Source organism: Nocardia sp. NPDC060255, assembly GCF_042727395.1.
Classification (GTDB): domain Bacteria; phylum Actinomycetota; class Actinomycetes; order Mycobacteriales; family Mycobacteriaceae; genus Nocardia.
Genome location: NZ_JBHXAU010000002.1, coordinates 411,810 through 426,858, shown reverse-complemented (window position 1 = coordinate 426,858; position 15,049 = coordinate 411,810). Strand labels below are relative to the sequence as shown.

The following is a 15,049-nucleotide window of genomic DNA, read 5'->3' as shown; positions in this document are numbered from 1 at the left end:
TCGGAACCGTTGACCATGACCTCCTCGAACTTCACCGCCCTGCTGGACCGCAACCAGCACTTCGCCGCCACCGAGGCCAAGCACGACATCCCCGCGATTCCGTTCCTTCCCTTCCGTCAGCTGTACCTCATCACCTGCATAGACCCACGAGTCGAGCCCGCCGCGACACTCGGACTCCGGCTCGGTGAGGCCGTCGTCGCGCGCAACGTCGGCGGGCGGGTCACCCCCGCCGTCATCAAGGACCTGGCCTGGATCTGTCACCTGCACGAGACCAAGACCCCCGGTGCCGACTGGTTCGAGGTAGCGGTCATCCACCACACCGACTGCGGTTCAGCACTATTCGCCGACGACGATCTTCGCCATACCTTCGCCGCTCGTGGCGGCTACGACGAACAGACCGCGAAGGACATGGCGGTCCTCGACCCCGCCGTCACCGTGCGCGCAGACGTCGCACTACTGCGGGCGGCGCCTGAACTACGGCCCAGTAGTGAGCATTTCGCCATCGGGGGATATACCTACGATCTGAAGACCGGCCTGCTGACCACCGTCGTTCCGCCATCGTGAGCACGGGTCCGCAGTCAATCCGGCGCGACATGTGGGCTCGCCGGGTTGGCTGCGCGGACTACGGACTACTACTCGCCCGCGTCCAGCTCGGCGCATTCGCTCGGGAAATATGGCGGGTGATCCGGCGATGACCAGTAATTGTCGTCACAATCCGAGTTTTTGTACTGCCAATGGGCAATCTGGCAGCAACGCTGGTGTGGTGCACCCGAACCATACTGCTGTCAGCGAACTCGGCTAGCGCAGTTTCCGGCCCGGATGCCGAGCGGACTGCGCGTCTGGGTTCGTCATCCCGTCCAGCACTGGATTGGAGATCATGCTCAAAACAATTGATGTGCACGCGAACTCGACCAGACGTGCTGTGCGTCAGCTCTGCCTTCGCACAGTCGACTACGGGCAGATCACTGACCCCGGCGCGTCGATAGGTGTGCTGATGCCACGGTGCCCGTCCCTCGCGCGGGCTGAGTAGGCCGCATATGGGACGTATCCGGATCGGGCGCACACCTGAACCAGCCGACCGGCCCGTGGCCGGTGCGGCAGAGCTCGGCGACCGCGGCCGGTCACGCGGGCCTGCGAAGCGTCGCCCTCGCACGTCGGTGAGCAATACCGCCAACGGTGCTCGGCGTCCTGTCCGGCAGCGGAGGCCGCGGGTGACGACGGCCGAGCAGCGGCGTGACATCGCGCTGTTGCTGCGGGGGAGCATCTACTCGGGCGTCTCGCCCTCGCCGACGGCGACCGGAGAAGAGTATTCCGCCCGGCAGGTCATCGACTTCTGCTTGGACCTGGGGGAGGTGATGTTGTCGTCGGGGGCTGATGCGCGCAGTGTCGAGGTAGCGATCGTCGCGGTGTCGGCGACCTGGAATCTGGCCGCCGTGGAACTCGACTTTCCCGGTTCCTCGATCCATATGGTGTACGCCGTGCACGGCGAGCCGACCATCGCCGGATTGCGGGCCGTGCGTGACACGGGCGCCGACCTGCATCGGCTCAACAATGTGTATGGAGTCGTCGACGACATCGTCGGCCACGAGACCGACATGACCCAGGCCAGCCAGCGTCTCATCGAGGAAATCCGGTCGGCTCCGCGATGGCCCTATCGAGTGGTCGCGGGCGCCATGGGAGTGCTGGGCGTTGTCGTCGCGCTGCAGGCGGGCGGGACCTACTGGTCGGCCGGCGGCGCGTTCATCCTGATGTTCGCGCTGATGTACCTCGGCAAGTTACTCGGCAGACGTTATCTGCCAGCATTTTTCGTCGCGATCGCGCAAATGGCGCTGGCGACCATGGTCGGCAGCTTGGCGATGGCATACACCCCGGCCGATCCGGGCGCGGCAGCCAGTATGGTCGCTGCGTGCGTAGTGCTGCTCCTGCCGCACCCATCGATCGTCGCGACGGCACAGGACGCGATCTCCGGATTCCGGAGCCTGGCTCTGGTGCGCGGACTCGGCATCGGCCTGGTGGTGCTCGGTATGGTCGCCGGAATCCAGGCGGGCCTGATTTCCACCCGGTGGATGAACCTCGAGGTCGATCCGTCGGCGATCCACTTGACCGGTTTGACGCCGTTCTGGGCGCTGTTCGCGTCGGCGATCGCGGCAGCGGCCAATGCCTTCGCACAAGGGGCGACCGCGCGGGTCGTGCCTATTTCTATGGCGGCAGCGGTATTCACTCAACTTATTGTGCAGCTATGTGCACGTGCCCATATCGGCCTGCAATTATCGTTGATGCTCGGCGCGGCGATACTCGGTGCCCTCAGCACCTGGACGGCCGCCCGCCTGCGCATTTCCTCGGCATCGATAATTGTTCCCGCATTCTGCGGCGCCCTGCTGCCGTCGCTGATCGTCGCCCACTCATTACTGCAGTTCATCGGGCATTCGCCAGGATCGGGAGTGGCGTTCGCTTTGTCCGTGCTCACCACATTGGCAATAGGCGCAGGCCTGGTTCTGGGCAACATCGTGGCCACGGGCGGGGCCCGTCGGATGGTGAGCACTCGAACCCGGATCCGCTCGGCGAGCCTCGATACCGAACCGCGACCGACCGCTCCGGAGACCAACGGGCTGGCGGATCGCCAGGGGGGCTAGCCGACTGTGCAGACTGTGGGATCCGATCGGGTCACGAGATCGGCGTCGGGGAATCGCCGGCCAGCAGTATCTGAGGGATCTGGGTGAAACTCCAGCCGCCACCGCGGTGGGTGAAGACGTACACCATGTCGAAACGCTGGCCCGGCCAGGATTTGGGCGGAGTGGGATCGACCGCGCCCAGGTGCTCGACAATCGCGCCGATGCTCTCGTGCTGCCAGGAGATCAGGACTGGGCCGTTGGCGCCCGGCAGTGCCGCGACCAGTTCGGCTTCCTGCCCCTTCGAGAACCGGGTGTCCACCGAGACCGACAGCGCTTGCGCGAGCGGGGTCACGGTCTGTTGCGGGCGTTTACTGCCGTCACCGCCCGGATTCGAAGCGAAAATCGTTGCGGGCCTGGACAACCCGACCCGCAGCGGAGCGGGGGTGCCGTCGCCGGCCCTGGGGTCGAACAGTGCTGCCAGCGCCCCGGCCCGGATCCATCCCCGCACTGTGAGGGATTCGTTGTCCTTGCCGCCGTCCTCGGTGACGCCGTGCGGACCGCCCGAGCCGGTCGGTTTCTCCGCGTGCCGGATGATCATCACCGTATCCGGCAGCGCACCCGTGCCCGCCGGGATCGGCGCCGGGGTGGCCCGGGCAGGCTTCGCACCACCACCACAGGCGGTCAGCCCGATCGTCACGGCCCCGGCGCCCAACGCCGCGAACATGGTCCGTCGATCCAGCTTCGCCCGCATGCGGCGACGCTAGCAGAGCGCTGACTCACGCACGCTCGGCGCGAACTCAGGGCAGCGGATGCTCAGGGCTGCGGGATGCTCAGGCAGGCGACCCTGGCGCCGGCCATGCCGGCGTTGCCGTCGGTGGTGTCGGTCTGCTTCTCGTGCACGACGATCGAGGCGGGTTCGCTCTTGCGGAAGGTCCACTCGACGGTGGACACCTGGGTGGCGTTGCCGTGCTCATCGGTGGTGAAGTCGAGCCAGAGTTCGTTGCCGGGGTTGGCGTATTTCGCGTCCATGGACATCTTGCCCTTGGCGTTCGGGTCTTCGACGTTCTGATAGTGGAAGCCGGAGTCGGCTGGTTTCGCGCCACAGGACTTCAGGTGTGCGTGTGAGCCGTAGACGCGGTGGGGGAGCAGACCGGTGACGGTCAGGGTCGCGGTGGTCGTCTCGTCGTCACTGTCGATGACGATCATGGCGTGACTGCCGGCGGGGGCGAGCGTCTGATCGTAGGTGACGGCGACCGCGCCGTCCTGCCAGGGCGCGAAGGTTCCCGCAGACACGATGGGTCCGCAGGCACTCGCGGGTATCGAAGGGATCAGCAGAGCGGCGGCAATGGCGCCGAGGAAGAGTGGCTTGTCATTCATGCGATCAGGCTCCGCCGCGGTATCAGAGCACGTCAATGCATCCGTTTGGGGATTCCCGCCCCACCCCGGCACCACACGACTTCCCCACTCGAGCCGACTGGACGCGGACGTGGTGACGCGCGAGGCTGTTAATAACCATCGTGGATCGCCGCAGACGCGAGGAGTGTCATGGTGCGGATTGCCCCACTCGCCCAAGTGTTTTCCGTCCTCGCCGGGGCCTTGGCCCTGGCCACATCGACCGCCGTGTCCCCGGCCGACCCCGGTACGGACGCCACGACCGTCCGGAAGTTCGATCACATCGTCCTGGTGATGTTCGAGAACACGGGGTACGACGCCATCGTCGGCAGCACCGACGCCCCCTATTTCAACAAGCTCGCCGACAACGGCGCATTGTTCACCAACTCGCACGCCCTCACCCACCCCAGCCAGCCGAACTACATCGCACTGTTCTCCGGCGACACGCAGGGCGTCACCAGTGACAGCTGCCCGCACAACTTCAGAGGCGTCGACAACCTCGGCAACCAGCTCAGCAAGGCCGGGCTGCGGTTCATCGGCTACGCCGAGGACATGCCGAACGCCGGCTACACCGGGTGCAGCGGCAGCGGCGGTAGCTACCGGCGCAAACACAACGGCTGGGTGAACTTCGACAATGTCGCGGCCACGTCGAATGTGCCGTTCTCGGCGTTCCCCGCGGACTACGCCCAGCTGCCCACCGTCTCGTTCGTATCGCCGAACATGTGCAACGACATCCACGACTGCCCGGTGGCCACCGGCGACAGCTGGCTGAACAAGAACCTGTCCGGCTATGCGGAGTGGGCCAAGGCCAACAACAGCCTGCTCGTCGTCACCTTCGACGAGGACGAAGGCACCGGCGTCAACCGCATCCCGACAATCTTCTACGGCGCCGGCGTAAATCCCGGCCGATACAACGAGCGAATCGACCACTACTCGGTCCTGCGCACCTTCGAAAACGCTTACGGCTTACCGCCGCTGGCGAACGCCGCCAAGGCAACCCCGATCACCGACGTGTGGAGTACCGCCGCAGGCGGCCCACGATAACTCACGGATACCGCCACAATTTCTCGGAATGTTTCTCTCGGCCCGTGGGGCGAATTCTCAGAGCGTTCCAAGAATCGGTGCGCACGATGGTGTTCAGGGGTCGACGAACAGGAAGTGCGCCATGGTGGTTCGGCAATCCAGCCGTACTGGCCGCGGCTTACGACCTGGTCGGTGCGCGGCGCGGCGGATCAGGTGAGTCCCGGCTGCGCTGAGCAACGCTGCAGGACCGATCGCCTCGGCGAGGCCGACAGGCAATATCGCCGGGTGTTGTCGCGCTTCGCCCATCGCCTCGTCGGCGATTCGGGTCGCGCCGATGACATAGCGCAGGAGGCTTTGGTCAGGCTGTGGCAGCACCCGCAGGTACTCGGTGAGTCGGCGGGGACGCTGCGCTCGTGGCTATTCACGGTGACGCGCAACCTGGCCTATGACGAACTGCGGTGCGGTCGGCGGCACCACGAATTCGTCGTTGGCACGGACAGCCTGCCCGACCGTGGCATAGCTGATCCGTGTGCGAGCCTGGCCGTTACCGTGGTCGTCCAGCGGGCGCTGGCAACGCTCAGCCGAGACCATCGAACTATCGTTCTCTACGCCTATTACGCAGGCGCGAGCACAAAATTCATCGCCGGCGAACTCGCCATCCCGCCCGGCACCGTCAAATCACGTCTGCACTACGCGATGCGCGCACTCCGAACCGCTTGCGCGGCACAAGGTGTGACGATCGACGCGTGAACTCCGGTCCCGTTCGGCGAACGCTGACCCACGGTGGGCAGAGCCAGCCTTGGCACGCGTTGTGAATTCGCCTCGCGAAAGCTGTGAGCGGATAGTTCCGAGGCAATGAGTGGCAGGCTGGAAGCATGTTCGCCACCGACACCTCGGGACCGCGGGTGCTGCTGGTCGAAGACGACCGGCAACTCGCCGTCATGGTCTCGACACTCCTCGTCGAGGAGGGGTACCGGGTCGAGACTGCCCTGGATGGGCAAAGCGGACTACATCAGGGACTGACCGGTGAGTTCGAGGTGATGATCATCGACCGGGGGCTACCGGTTCTGGAGGGGCTGGAGCTGGTTCGGGTGCTGCGCGAGCGGTCGGTGACAACGCCGATACTGGTCCTCACCGCGTGGGGGGCGCTGGCGGACCGGGTCGCGGGTCTCGACGCCGGAGCCGAGGATTACCTGGTCAAACCGTTCGAGATCCCGGAGCTGCTGGCGCGGGTTCGGGCGCTGCACCGTCGGCACCGCGCCGCCGCGTCGGCGATTCCCGTCGGTGCGGGCCGGCTCGTGCTGGCGACCCGTACGGTGATCGATCATCACGGCACCGGTGATGAGGTGTCGTTGTCTGAACGCGAGTGCGCGTTGCTCGCTGTGCTGTCCAGGTCACCGGGGCAGGTGTTCACCCGGCCACAGTTGCTCGAGCTGGTCTTCGAGCGGGCCGACACCGTCGGCACCGTTGATACCTATGTGCACTATTTGCGCCGCAAACTCGGTCGCGAAGTCGTCGATACCGTTCGTGGCCTCGGCTATCGGCTCGGCAGGTGAAGCTGCGCCGTCGCGACCGCCCGGCCGTGATCCCGACCGAACTGGCCGTACTGCGACGCACCGCCCGGGTCGCCGCGACCCAGTCCGCGCTCGCGCTCGCCGCGGTGCTGATCCTGGTCGGTGTCGTGCTCTATATCGCGGATACGCGTATCCAAAATCGTCAGATCAATGATCAGCTGTCGCAAGTAGCGGCAACCGTCGACGATGTGGACGACCCGCCGCCGGGAATGGCGATAGCCATCGCACAGCGGAACGGAGACATCGTTGTCAGCGCGCGCGCCCCCGCGCCGACGGCCGCCACGGTGACCGGACCGACCGGCTATCGGACCATCGTGGCCGGCGGCGTGGACTACCGGGCGCTGGTAATAGCGGAATCGGATCGCACCATCGCCGTGCTACTGGACCTGACACCCTGGCAGGAGGGCAGGCAACGGCTGCTGCTCGCACTGCTGGCCGCCGAGCTCGCCGGCCTGGCCGCCGCTGCCAGTGTGGCAGTGGCGCTTTCACGCCGCACGATCCGGCCGTTGGCCGACGCGCTCACGCTGCAACGACGTTTCGTCGCCGACGCCTCGCACGAACTGCGTGCGCCGCTGACGGTGCTGCACACCCGCGCCCAGTTGCTGGCCCGTCGCACCGATCTCGACGAGACGCTCGGCAACCAGCTGCGCGGACTTGTCGCCGATACCCGCGCCCTCACCGACGTCGTCGACGACCTCCTGCTGACGGCGTCCGCGCGGCACGAGCCCGGTCGCAGGGAGCGCGTCGACCTGGTCCAGCTGTGCCGAGACGTCCGAGAAAGTGTTGCCGCACAGGCAGATTCCCGTGGCATCACGGTCGAGGCCGGCCCCGGGCGGACCGGTGAGGTGATGGTCGACGGTGTCCGCGCCTCGCTGCGGCGGGCGGTCCTCGCGCTCGTCGACAACGCGTTGAACCACGAAAAGCCCGGGGGCACTGTCATTGTGAGCGTCGATCGAGTCGACGACCTGGCGCGTATCGCGGTCGCCGACACCGGTGCCGGGCTCGATCCTCGAAACGCCGAGCAGTTGTTCCGTCGGTTCGCGCACGGTGACGGGCACAGCGCGGGTGTTCGGGCACACGGGATCGGGCTGGCCCTGGTTCGTGAGGTCGTCGAAGCCCATGACGGGCATATCGCCGTCGACGGTGCGCGGGGCGGCGGCGCGACCTTCACGGTGTATCTGCCGATCGCGGACGATGCGGCGAGCGGATTCCCAGAATTTTCCAAGAACCGGCCCATAGGCTGACCTCGACCGATCGATCGCACAGCATCACCAAGGAGCTGAATCGTCTTGGGGCCGACCACGATCAACGGGCTGCCTGCCCACGCCCTGTTCGTTCATATCGTCGTAGTGATGGTGCCGCTCACCGCCCTGTTACTGGTGCTGTCGATTCTCTGGCCCGCCGCGCGGCGGCGCCTCGGCGTCATCACCCCGCTCGCGGCCCTTATCACTCTCATTGCGGTGCCACTGACCACGAACGCCGGTGAGTGGCTCGAACGCAACTCCGGCCGCGACCCCTTGATCCGTATCCACGCTCACCTCGGAGACCAGATGCTGTACTGGTCGGTCGGGGTGTTCCTGCTGTCCACCGTGTGGTGGGGGATCCACACCGAATGGTTCAGCCGCCGATGGAAATCGCCTGCCGACCGGCCGAAGGCGAGCGTTTCGAGCAGGGTCGTCGTCGTGGCAATCGCGATTGTGGCGTTAGTGATATCGGTAGGATCGGTCGTCGAGGTCTACCGAATCGGCGACAGCGGCGCGAAAGCCGTCTGGCATGACCGGGTCACCCCTGATCCGTCACCGTAACGATTGGCCCGGCCGCTTCGAACCAGATGGTCCGATTCTTCGTAGCAATAGATAGCGAAGTGCTCAGAATCGGCAGCGGGAGAGTGCGCATGCCCGGAAACAGCCGCCCGTTGCAGGTGGCCCTGTCGGAAATATGCTGCCGCGTCGGAGCCTTGGTGGTTTTGTCTCCACACTTCGATGATGCGGCCCTGGCTGTGGGTGGTCTGATCGCTCAAGCCGTTCGCGCTGGGCTGCCGGTCGAGGTGGTGACCGTGTTCACCGACGGCCCGCCGGTATCGGTCGAGGGGAGACGTCGTCGCGCGTTCGCGGATTACGTCGTACGCCAGGCCGAGGATGATCGTGCGTTGATGGTCTGGGCGATACCTGGGCGACGGCTCGGCTTCCGGGAGCGCCTGTTCCGGGAACCGCCGCCGTCGGGTCCGCTGCCGCTGTTTCGTTCTCCCGGCCGGCTCGAAGATCTGCGGCACATTGCCGAGATCGAGGCGGTGATCGCCGAATTGCTCACTCGCCCAGATGTTTTGGTCTTCGCGCCGCTGGGTATCGGCAATCATGTCGACCACGTCACGGTAGCTGCTGCCGCGATGTGCGCGGCCGCCGCGGTCGCCGACGGTGACGAGCGCGTTATGTACTACGAGGATTTCAACGCACTCTCCGAATGCTGCCGTCGGCGCCATCCCGTCGCGCGCACCGCTCGCTTCGGCTTGCGTGCGGCGCCCGGCTGGGCCCGGCCCGGCAGTGGAATCAAACTCGAAGCCATGTCGCTGCTGGTACGCGGGCCCTCGGCGAACCAACTCGTTGAGCGGGCGGGCCGGGCCGGCGTGGCGCGGTGGAGTGCCGTCGCTGTCGCGCTGACCAAGGACGCCGAGGACATGAAGATCGACGCGGTCCGTCAATATCGGTCGCAGACCGCGGTGCTCGGCGGGGAAGGTGCCCTTGTTTCGATGATTCGACGCAGCCACGAGCGACGCGGTGGCGAACTGATCTGGCGTCGGTATTCGACTTCCGGGCAGCGCACCCCGTGACCGGCTGGATACGCCTGCTACTCGCGGTCGTGCTCAGCGCGGCAGCTGTCGTCGCGCCGACCGCGTTCGGCCATTCCGAGACCGTCGAGGCGCGGATCGAGCGGGTTCATGCGGTCACCGACCGGTGGCTCCAGGTGTATGTCGATTCGCCTGCGATGGGTCGTGAAGTACAGGTGGATATGCTGCTACCGCCGGATCGGGCGGCGGTAGCTCCCATGGTTTACCTGCTAGAAGGCGGCGACAACCTCAGGCCAGACGAGAACGACTGGACCGCGCAGGGCGGTGCTGTCGATTTCTTCGCCGACAAAGACGTCACCGTTGTCCTGCCCGTAGGCGGTGCGGGCAGCTTCTACACCGACTGGCACAACGACGACCCGGTTCATGGACGGCAGAAATGGGAAACGCTGCTCACCCGAGAATTACCGCCACTGTTGGACAGTGCCTTCGGCGGTAATGGTGTCAACGCGATCCTCGGGCCGTCGATGGGCGCGCACGCCGCACTCGCGTTGACCGAGCGCTCCGGTCCGCTGTACCGCGCGGTGGCCGCCTTCAGCGGCTGCTACGCAACCAGCGACCAGCTCGGTCAGACCGCGACGCGGTATATCGTCGAATCCAAGCGCGGCGACGCCGACGAGATGTGGGGACCACCCGACGACGCGGACTGGGCAGCACACGACGTCGTTGCCCATGCGCCCGAACTCCGTGGCAAGGCGGTGTACCTGTCGGCAGGCTCGGGCCTGTCCGGTCCACACGAAACCCCCGATACCCCGAATCTGCCGGACGTCGCTATCAATGGCGGACTTCTCGAAGCAGTGACCGCGCAGTGCACGCTAGCGTTGCAAGCCCGCCTGCAAGAGGCCGGAATCGCGGCCACTTACAACTACACCCCACAGGGAACACACAGTTGGCCGTACTGGGTAGACCAGCTCGTCGCCAGCTGGCCGACCATATGGGGCGCGCTGGCGCCGCCTCGCTAGCCGAGCCGGCATCGGACGAAAGGGTAAGTGTGCGTGTATTGTTCGTCGCCACCCCGCTGATCGGTCATGCGTTCCCGATGATGCCGCTGGCCCTGCATCTGCAATCGACCGGCAACGATGTGCTGCTGGCCACCGGCGGCGCCGCTGCCACCGCGCTGCGCACAGAACTCGCCGTCGAATCGGTGGCGCCCGTGGTGAATTTGGCTCGCTCGTCAATGCGTGCCTACCTTGCGCATCCGCAAGCGGCATTGCAATCGTTGTCGGGCATGGCCGACGCTCGCGCAGGCGCTCGGCTGTTCGCGCGCATCAACCGGCCGATGAGTGCGGCGTTGATCGCGCTCGCCCGCCGCTTCCGGCCGGACCTGGTGATCCACGAACCCTTCGCTGCCTCGGGTGCCATCGCCGCTGTTGCCGTCGGCGCACCGACGGTGCTGCACAACATCGCGCTCGACCGCGGCGAGGACATCCTGCGCGAAACTTTGACAATGTTGAGCGCTGACGTACCTGCGTGCGCCGCAGTGCTGTCCGTCGCGCCGCCGAGCCTGGTGACGGTCCCAGGATGGCCGATGCGTTACGTGCCGTACTCCTTGCCCGCGCCGGATCCCGCAGACTGGTTACGCACCGTACCGGCTCGTCCGCGCATCCTCGTCACCCGCAGCACCATGCTGGGTGACGGGCCCGACACCATGCTGACGTCGCTGATCCGCGCCGCACCGTACGTCGATGCCGAATTCGTGATCGTCCGGCCCAACCGCCCCCTCGAACACGCCCGCAGTCTGCCCGACAACGTACGCACCGTCGGCTGGACAGTCCTGAGCGAGGTCCTCCCATACTGTGCCGGCATGCTCAATCACGGTGGCGCAGGCTCCATCTACGCTGCCCTGGCCGCAGGCATTCCGCAGATCGCGACTCCCGCACCCGGCGACCGCGCATGGAACGCGACCCTGCTTGCCACGAGCCGCACCGGCCTCTCGATCCCCGCCAAGCGCCTCACCCACCAGCACCTCACCACCCTCGTCACCGACCCGACCCTCGCCGCCAACGCAACCCGCATCGCCGCCGAAATCGCCGCGATGCCCGCCCCCGCTACCATCGCTGCCCGGCTGCCAGGTCTCGTCGGACGCTGATGATGCCGGCCGCCCGAGCTGGCGACATTCATGGTGAACGCAGGCGGTCGTTACGGCACGATCGAACCAGGTCTGATCCGCGTATACGAAGGGCGGCCATGGACAGCGAACGGTCCCCAAATGGTCCCAACTCCGGATCGTCAAACGAGAAGATCCCCTCCAACCACAGGTCGGAGGGGATCTTCTTGGTCGGGCTGACAGGATTTGAACCTGCGACCACCTGACCCCCAGGACTGAAAACCAGGCATTTGCGCACGTCACGCACAGTTCGCATCGCGCCCGGGACCTGCGTGACCTCGTAATGTTCGTTGGCACGCGGAGCGTGTGGTCCCCATCTGGTCCCCACACTTCTACGGTCCGGACGGCGCATTTAGGCTGGGCGGCCATCAGTCCATCAAGGGGTGGGCCGCCCCGAAGCCATCAGGTGCTCATCTGCCTATTTGGGAGTATTACGGCTTCCGCGCCAGGGAGGTCAGGCAGCAGAAGCTGTCCATATTGCGGTGCCGTACTCCTGGCCCCACTCATCTAAGTCCTTATAGATCTGTAGCCTCTGGAAGCAGTCGAACGCAACTGACGCGCGCAGGGCGTTTGCTAAGTAGTCCTTGCCGACGCTTCCGCCCCAGCGCTGGCGGATCAGTGCTGAAAAGATATCGATCATATCGTGACTTTGACAAAAAGGCGCAAGATTTGAATTTGCGGACGCCATCTGCTTTAAAGCATTTATCATATCTGTCTCAGAGACAGTCAGACCAGTCGATCTCAAGTAAGCGATGTGGACCGTCTCGTCAAATAGGGAATTACGTTCAGAGGCTTCTACGAGCAAATGTGAGGGAAACTTCGCCAGGTTGAGCCCGATTTGATTCTTCACCGACCAGTATCGTAGCATGCCGAGAGGGCCCGCTATTTCTATGATGGTGGTAGTTATTGAACCGCTAGAGGGGGGAATCTTAAATTTGTCCCGCTTGGTGTGACAGATAGTCAACCGCTTTATTGATTCGTGACAATTGATCAGTATGTCCGAATGGAGATCGTAGTACTCAGATACGGATATGTGCCTATGTGTTAGCCTGATTTTGGTAGGGTCGTCGAAATCTTTGTCGACTGCAAAGAGTACTCCGCTAACCTTATTCTGTGTTACGAGCTCTGCTGCGCGAAGCACGGCATGCTTGCCGTGTCCGATCTCGGAGCGGCAGTTGTCTTCATTTAAATGAGGATCGACTACGTCCGTGTCTTCCTCGCCTTCAACGAGAAGTACAATGCGCGAATCAACTTGGCGCATCATCATCATGTCTGCAAATACGGTGTCGCCGTCGAGCGCTTCCCTCATCTTTTAACTGTCACCTCGTCGGGTTCGGACGGGCCGAGCTGAACGGTCTTGTCCCAAGATTTGTGGATAATTTGAGGGGAATGCGTCGCAATAATAAACCGCAATGATGCGAGGTCTGCGATACGCGCGATATCGCGCGTAAAATTCTTCTGCCACGCGACATGTAGCGATATCTCTGGCTCATCGATCAGGACCAGTGCACCGCGGGGTACATTGAATATCAGGTCGTACATCAAGACAAATTCATGCTGCTCCCCCGAGGAGAGTGAGCTCGCCGGTATAACTTTAAGGTCTGAGCTCCTCACGATTTCAATACCTGCATCAATATTTACTCGTGCAGATTTCCTTACGAATCTGGTGTTTATGATGTCCAGGAAGAGGGTTACGCGCGCGACCAGGCTGGAGAAGGTGTCGAGCTTGCGGTCCGTATCGTCTAGATAGGTGTGAAGTACATTCAACTCCCAAGACGTTAGCGCCTTGTTTGGAAGAGAAACATCGATTTCGTTTCCAATTAATCCGATCTCTGCGAGCGTGGCCCTACGGGCGTTCTGTTGTTCGTAGTGTGTGCGCACCTCATCTTCGGTTATTGGCGTTTGCGGAGTCGACAAGATACGGCTAGGGAATGACCGATCGAGCTGCTGAGTTGTTCGCGAATTCTCGGCGAGCGCTCGGCTGAGCTTGGCTTTGATATCCTCGGCAAACTCGGCGATTGTCGATCGGCCACGTTGTCGTCGGCTGCCGCGCAGAATGGTTGGTGCCTCCTCGATGAGTAGACGCTGCGTTGCAATGAGGTGTGCCGGTGAATGTCTTAGCAAATCCCTAATGGGCGCTGGCAGTTCATAGTACTTCGGTGAGGACTTCCGGTGTTCTGGCAGACCGAAACGCCGCTGCAAGTCTTCCCACTCTGCAATCTCGCCATCTGAATCATCGCGCCATGTAATGGGGCCTATCTGTCGCCAGGTAGTTTCCCGCTCAAGCATCCTCTTGAGGGCTGCTGCCCCCGTGCCGGAGGGTTCTTCAAAGCTAAGTGATGCAGAGCTCTTTTTTCGCCCACTTTTATATAGCGTTAATTCAAGTAGTATAGTTTCACGCTCGGGATCGTCTTCTTCCGGGAAAGCAGGCGATCGCAGTACCTTCATTATCGATCCATCACTGTAATCCAGCTTGAGCTCGCGAAACGGGATTTCAGAAAGCGCTTGAAAGTTTCGCGTACAGAGGTTGTAAATTAGTTCAAGCAGCTTGGTCTTCCCGACGCCGTTTGGGCCGTAGAGCAAGATGAATGGTGAGTGCTCCGGAAATTCTACGGAATGGTCGTAGTCGTCGAGTAGCCGCGTCACCGCGATGCCAGTAATGTCGACCAAGAGTGCGTCACCTTTCTAGGTTTTAGAAACGCCCGTTACGGGTTTGCTGTAGGAGCATGGAGAGTTGAGTAGCAACATCCCGCGGAGCTCGCCTCACTGAACCGACCGTCTAGTTCAATGTCTCTAGGCGACGGTTTGGGGCAGGTCTTTGGTGTGAGTACTCGCGGTCGTCCTGGGTAGCGGCGCGTGAATTTTCCCTTCCACAACTGGAATATCTACCACCCGCCGGGTGTGTTACGTGTGACATCGAGCCGCGCTGCAGTCAGATTGTGTCCGTCGTTCGGGTATTGGTCGCTTGTTCAAGGTCCGGAGGGGCTTAGATGCCTAACGCGCCCCGTGCCGGTTATCGCGGAAGGCCCAACGGCGGCGCTCCGATGAACTCCTCTACGGAGGGTCCGGAGAGGGTAGAACCCTCGCCGCTGCCGGGACAGTGCCGGGACTATGCCGGGAGTCGGACGGGACTGTGCCGGGACTTGGCGAGTCCCGGCATAGTCCCGGCACTCTTTACTGAAAATATGGTTCTACCTGCGGTGTTTGGCGCCGCCTCTTCTTCTGCCCGGTCCCCACTCTCTATGGCTTCGCTGTTCATAGAGAGTGGGGACCGGGCAGAAGAAGAGACAACACCAAACAAAAGATCAAGAGGAAGGAAGATCAGGAAGGAAGGACCACAAAGAGAGACCACAAAGGGAGAGTTGGGAGCCGGGTGCGTCAGGCGGGTCAGTTGCGTCTAGGACTGCGTCACCTACGGTGACGTGTTCGCGCGACAGGGCGCGCTCAGTGCGGGAGTTCGTTTCAGGTGCAGTAGTGGCAGTTTCGAGCGCGCAAGCTC

14 protein-coding genes are annotated in these 15,049 nt (G+C 63.5%); 10 read left to right on the top strand and 4 right to left on the bottom strand.

Features of this window, described 5'->3' with window-relative positions; genetic code table 11:
* The first annotated feature begins 15 nt into the window (after window positions 1-15).
* Both ACFWF1_RS07795 and ACFWF1_RS07790 read left to right on the top strand, forming a co-directional pair.
* Window positions 16-564, top strand: coding sequence for a carbonic anhydrase (locus tag ACFWF1_RS07795; protein ID WP_379290753.1), 549 nt, complete (start codon window positions 16-18; stop codon window positions 562-564).
* A gap of 647 nt (window positions 565-1,211) precedes the next feature.
* Window positions 1,212-2,633, top strand: a complete 1,422-nt coding sequence (locus ACFWF1_RS07790; RefSeq protein WP_379290754.1) for a threonine/serine exporter ThrE family protein — start codon at window positions 1,212-1,214, stop codon at window positions 2,631-2,633.
* Window positions 2,634-2,664: 31 nt separating this feature from the next.
* Here ACFWF1_RS07790 and ACFWF1_RS07785 read toward each other — a convergent pair whose 3' ends face one another.
* Together ACFWF1_RS07785 and ACFWF1_RS07780 are read right to left on the bottom strand one after the other, a co-directional pair.
* On the bottom strand, window positions 2,665-3,363 hold the full coding sequence (locus ACFWF1_RS07785; RefSeq protein ID WP_379290756.1) for a histidine phosphatase family protein: 699 nt from the start codon (window positions 3,361-3,363) through the stop codon (window positions 2,665-2,667).
* A 62-nt stretch (window positions 3,364-3,425) separates the two neighbouring features.
* Window positions 3,426-3,989: a superoxide dismutase gene (locus tag ACFWF1_RS07780; protein WP_379290757.1), complete on the bottom strand. Its 564-nt coding sequence runs from the start codon at window positions 3,987-3,989 to the stop codon at window positions 3,426-3,428.
* A 168-nt stretch (window positions 3,990-4,157) separates the two neighbouring features.
* Between ACFWF1_RS07780 and ACFWF1_RS07775 the strand changes: the two genes are divergently transcribed.
* The 8 genes from ACFWF1_RS07775 to ACFWF1_RS07740 all read left to right on the top strand — a co-directional run bounded on the left by ACFWF1_RS07775 (window position 4,158) and on the right by ACFWF1_RS07740 (window position 11,532).
* On the top strand, window positions 4,158-5,048 hold the full coding sequence (locus ACFWF1_RS07775) for an alkaline phosphatase family protein (RefSeq protein WP_379290759.1): 891 nt from the start codon (window positions 4,158-4,160) through the stop codon (window positions 5,046-5,048).
* Window positions 5,049-5,240: 192 nt separating this feature from the next.
* A complete protein-coding gene (locus ACFWF1_RS07770; RefSeq protein ID WP_379290863.1) occupies window positions 5,241-5,777 on the top strand; it encodes a sigma-70 family RNA polymerase sigma factor in 537 nt (178 codons plus the stop codon).
* A gap of 125 nt (window positions 5,778-5,902) precedes the next feature.
* On the top strand, window positions 5,903-6,583 hold the full coding sequence (locus ACFWF1_RS07765; protein ID WP_379290761.1) for a response regulator transcription factor: 681 nt from the start codon (window positions 5,903-5,905) through the stop codon (window positions 6,581-6,583).
* Window positions 6,580-7,845 carry a sensor histidine kinase gene (locus tag ACFWF1_RS07760; protein WP_379290763.1) on the top strand — a complete coding sequence of 422 codons (1,266 nt, stop codon included), beginning with the start codon at window positions 6,580-6,582 and terminating at the stop codon, window positions 7,843-7,845. The genes ACFWF1_RS07765 and ACFWF1_RS07760 overlap by 4 nt, the downstream gene beginning before the upstream one ends.
* Window positions 7,846-7,890: 45 nt before the next feature.
* Complete coding sequence (locus ACFWF1_RS07755) at window positions 7,891-8,406, top strand: DUF2231 domain-containing protein (RefSeq protein WP_379290765.1); 516 nt, start codon at window positions 7,891-7,893, stop codon at window positions 8,404-8,406.
* A 155-nt stretch (window positions 8,407-8,561) separates the two neighbouring features.
* Window positions 8,562-9,428 (top strand): PIG-L deacetylase family protein, encoded by an 867-nt coding sequence (locus ACFWF1_RS07750; protein ID WP_379290766.1) that lies wholly within the window; start codon window positions 8,562-8,564, stop codon window positions 9,426-9,428.
* Window positions 9,425-10,405 (top strand): alpha/beta hydrolase, encoded by a 981-nt coding sequence (locus ACFWF1_RS07745; RefSeq protein ID WP_379290768.1) that lies wholly within the window; start codon window positions 9,425-9,427, stop codon window positions 10,403-10,405. Before ACFWF1_RS07750 ends, ACFWF1_RS07745 begins: the two co-directional genes overlap by 4 nt.
* Window positions 10,406-10,434: 29 nt before the next feature.
* Window positions 10,435-11,532 carry a glycosyltransferase gene (locus tag ACFWF1_RS07740; RefSeq protein WP_379290770.1) on the top strand — a complete coding sequence of 366 codons (1,098 nt, stop codon included), beginning with the start codon at window positions 10,435-10,437 and terminating at the stop codon, window positions 11,530-11,532.
* A 472-nt stretch (window positions 11,533-12,004) separates the two neighbouring features.
* On the opposite strand, the gene ACFWF1_RS07735 is transcribed toward ACFWF1_RS07740, so the two are convergent.
* Together ACFWF1_RS07735 and ACFWF1_RS07730 are read right to left on the bottom strand one after the other, a co-directional pair.
* Window positions 12,005-12,859: a hypothetical protein gene (locus tag ACFWF1_RS07735; protein ID WP_379290772.1), complete on the bottom strand. Its 855-nt coding sequence runs from the start codon at window positions 12,857-12,859 to the stop codon at window positions 12,005-12,007.
* Entirely contained in the window at window positions 12,856-14,220 is a 1,365-nt protein-coding gene (locus tag ACFWF1_RS07730; RefSeq protein ID WP_379290774.1) for an AAA family ATPase, read from the bottom strand. The genes ACFWF1_RS07735 and ACFWF1_RS07730 overlap by 4 nt, the downstream gene beginning before the upstream one ends.
* Window positions 14,221-15,049: the final 829 nt, after the last annotated feature.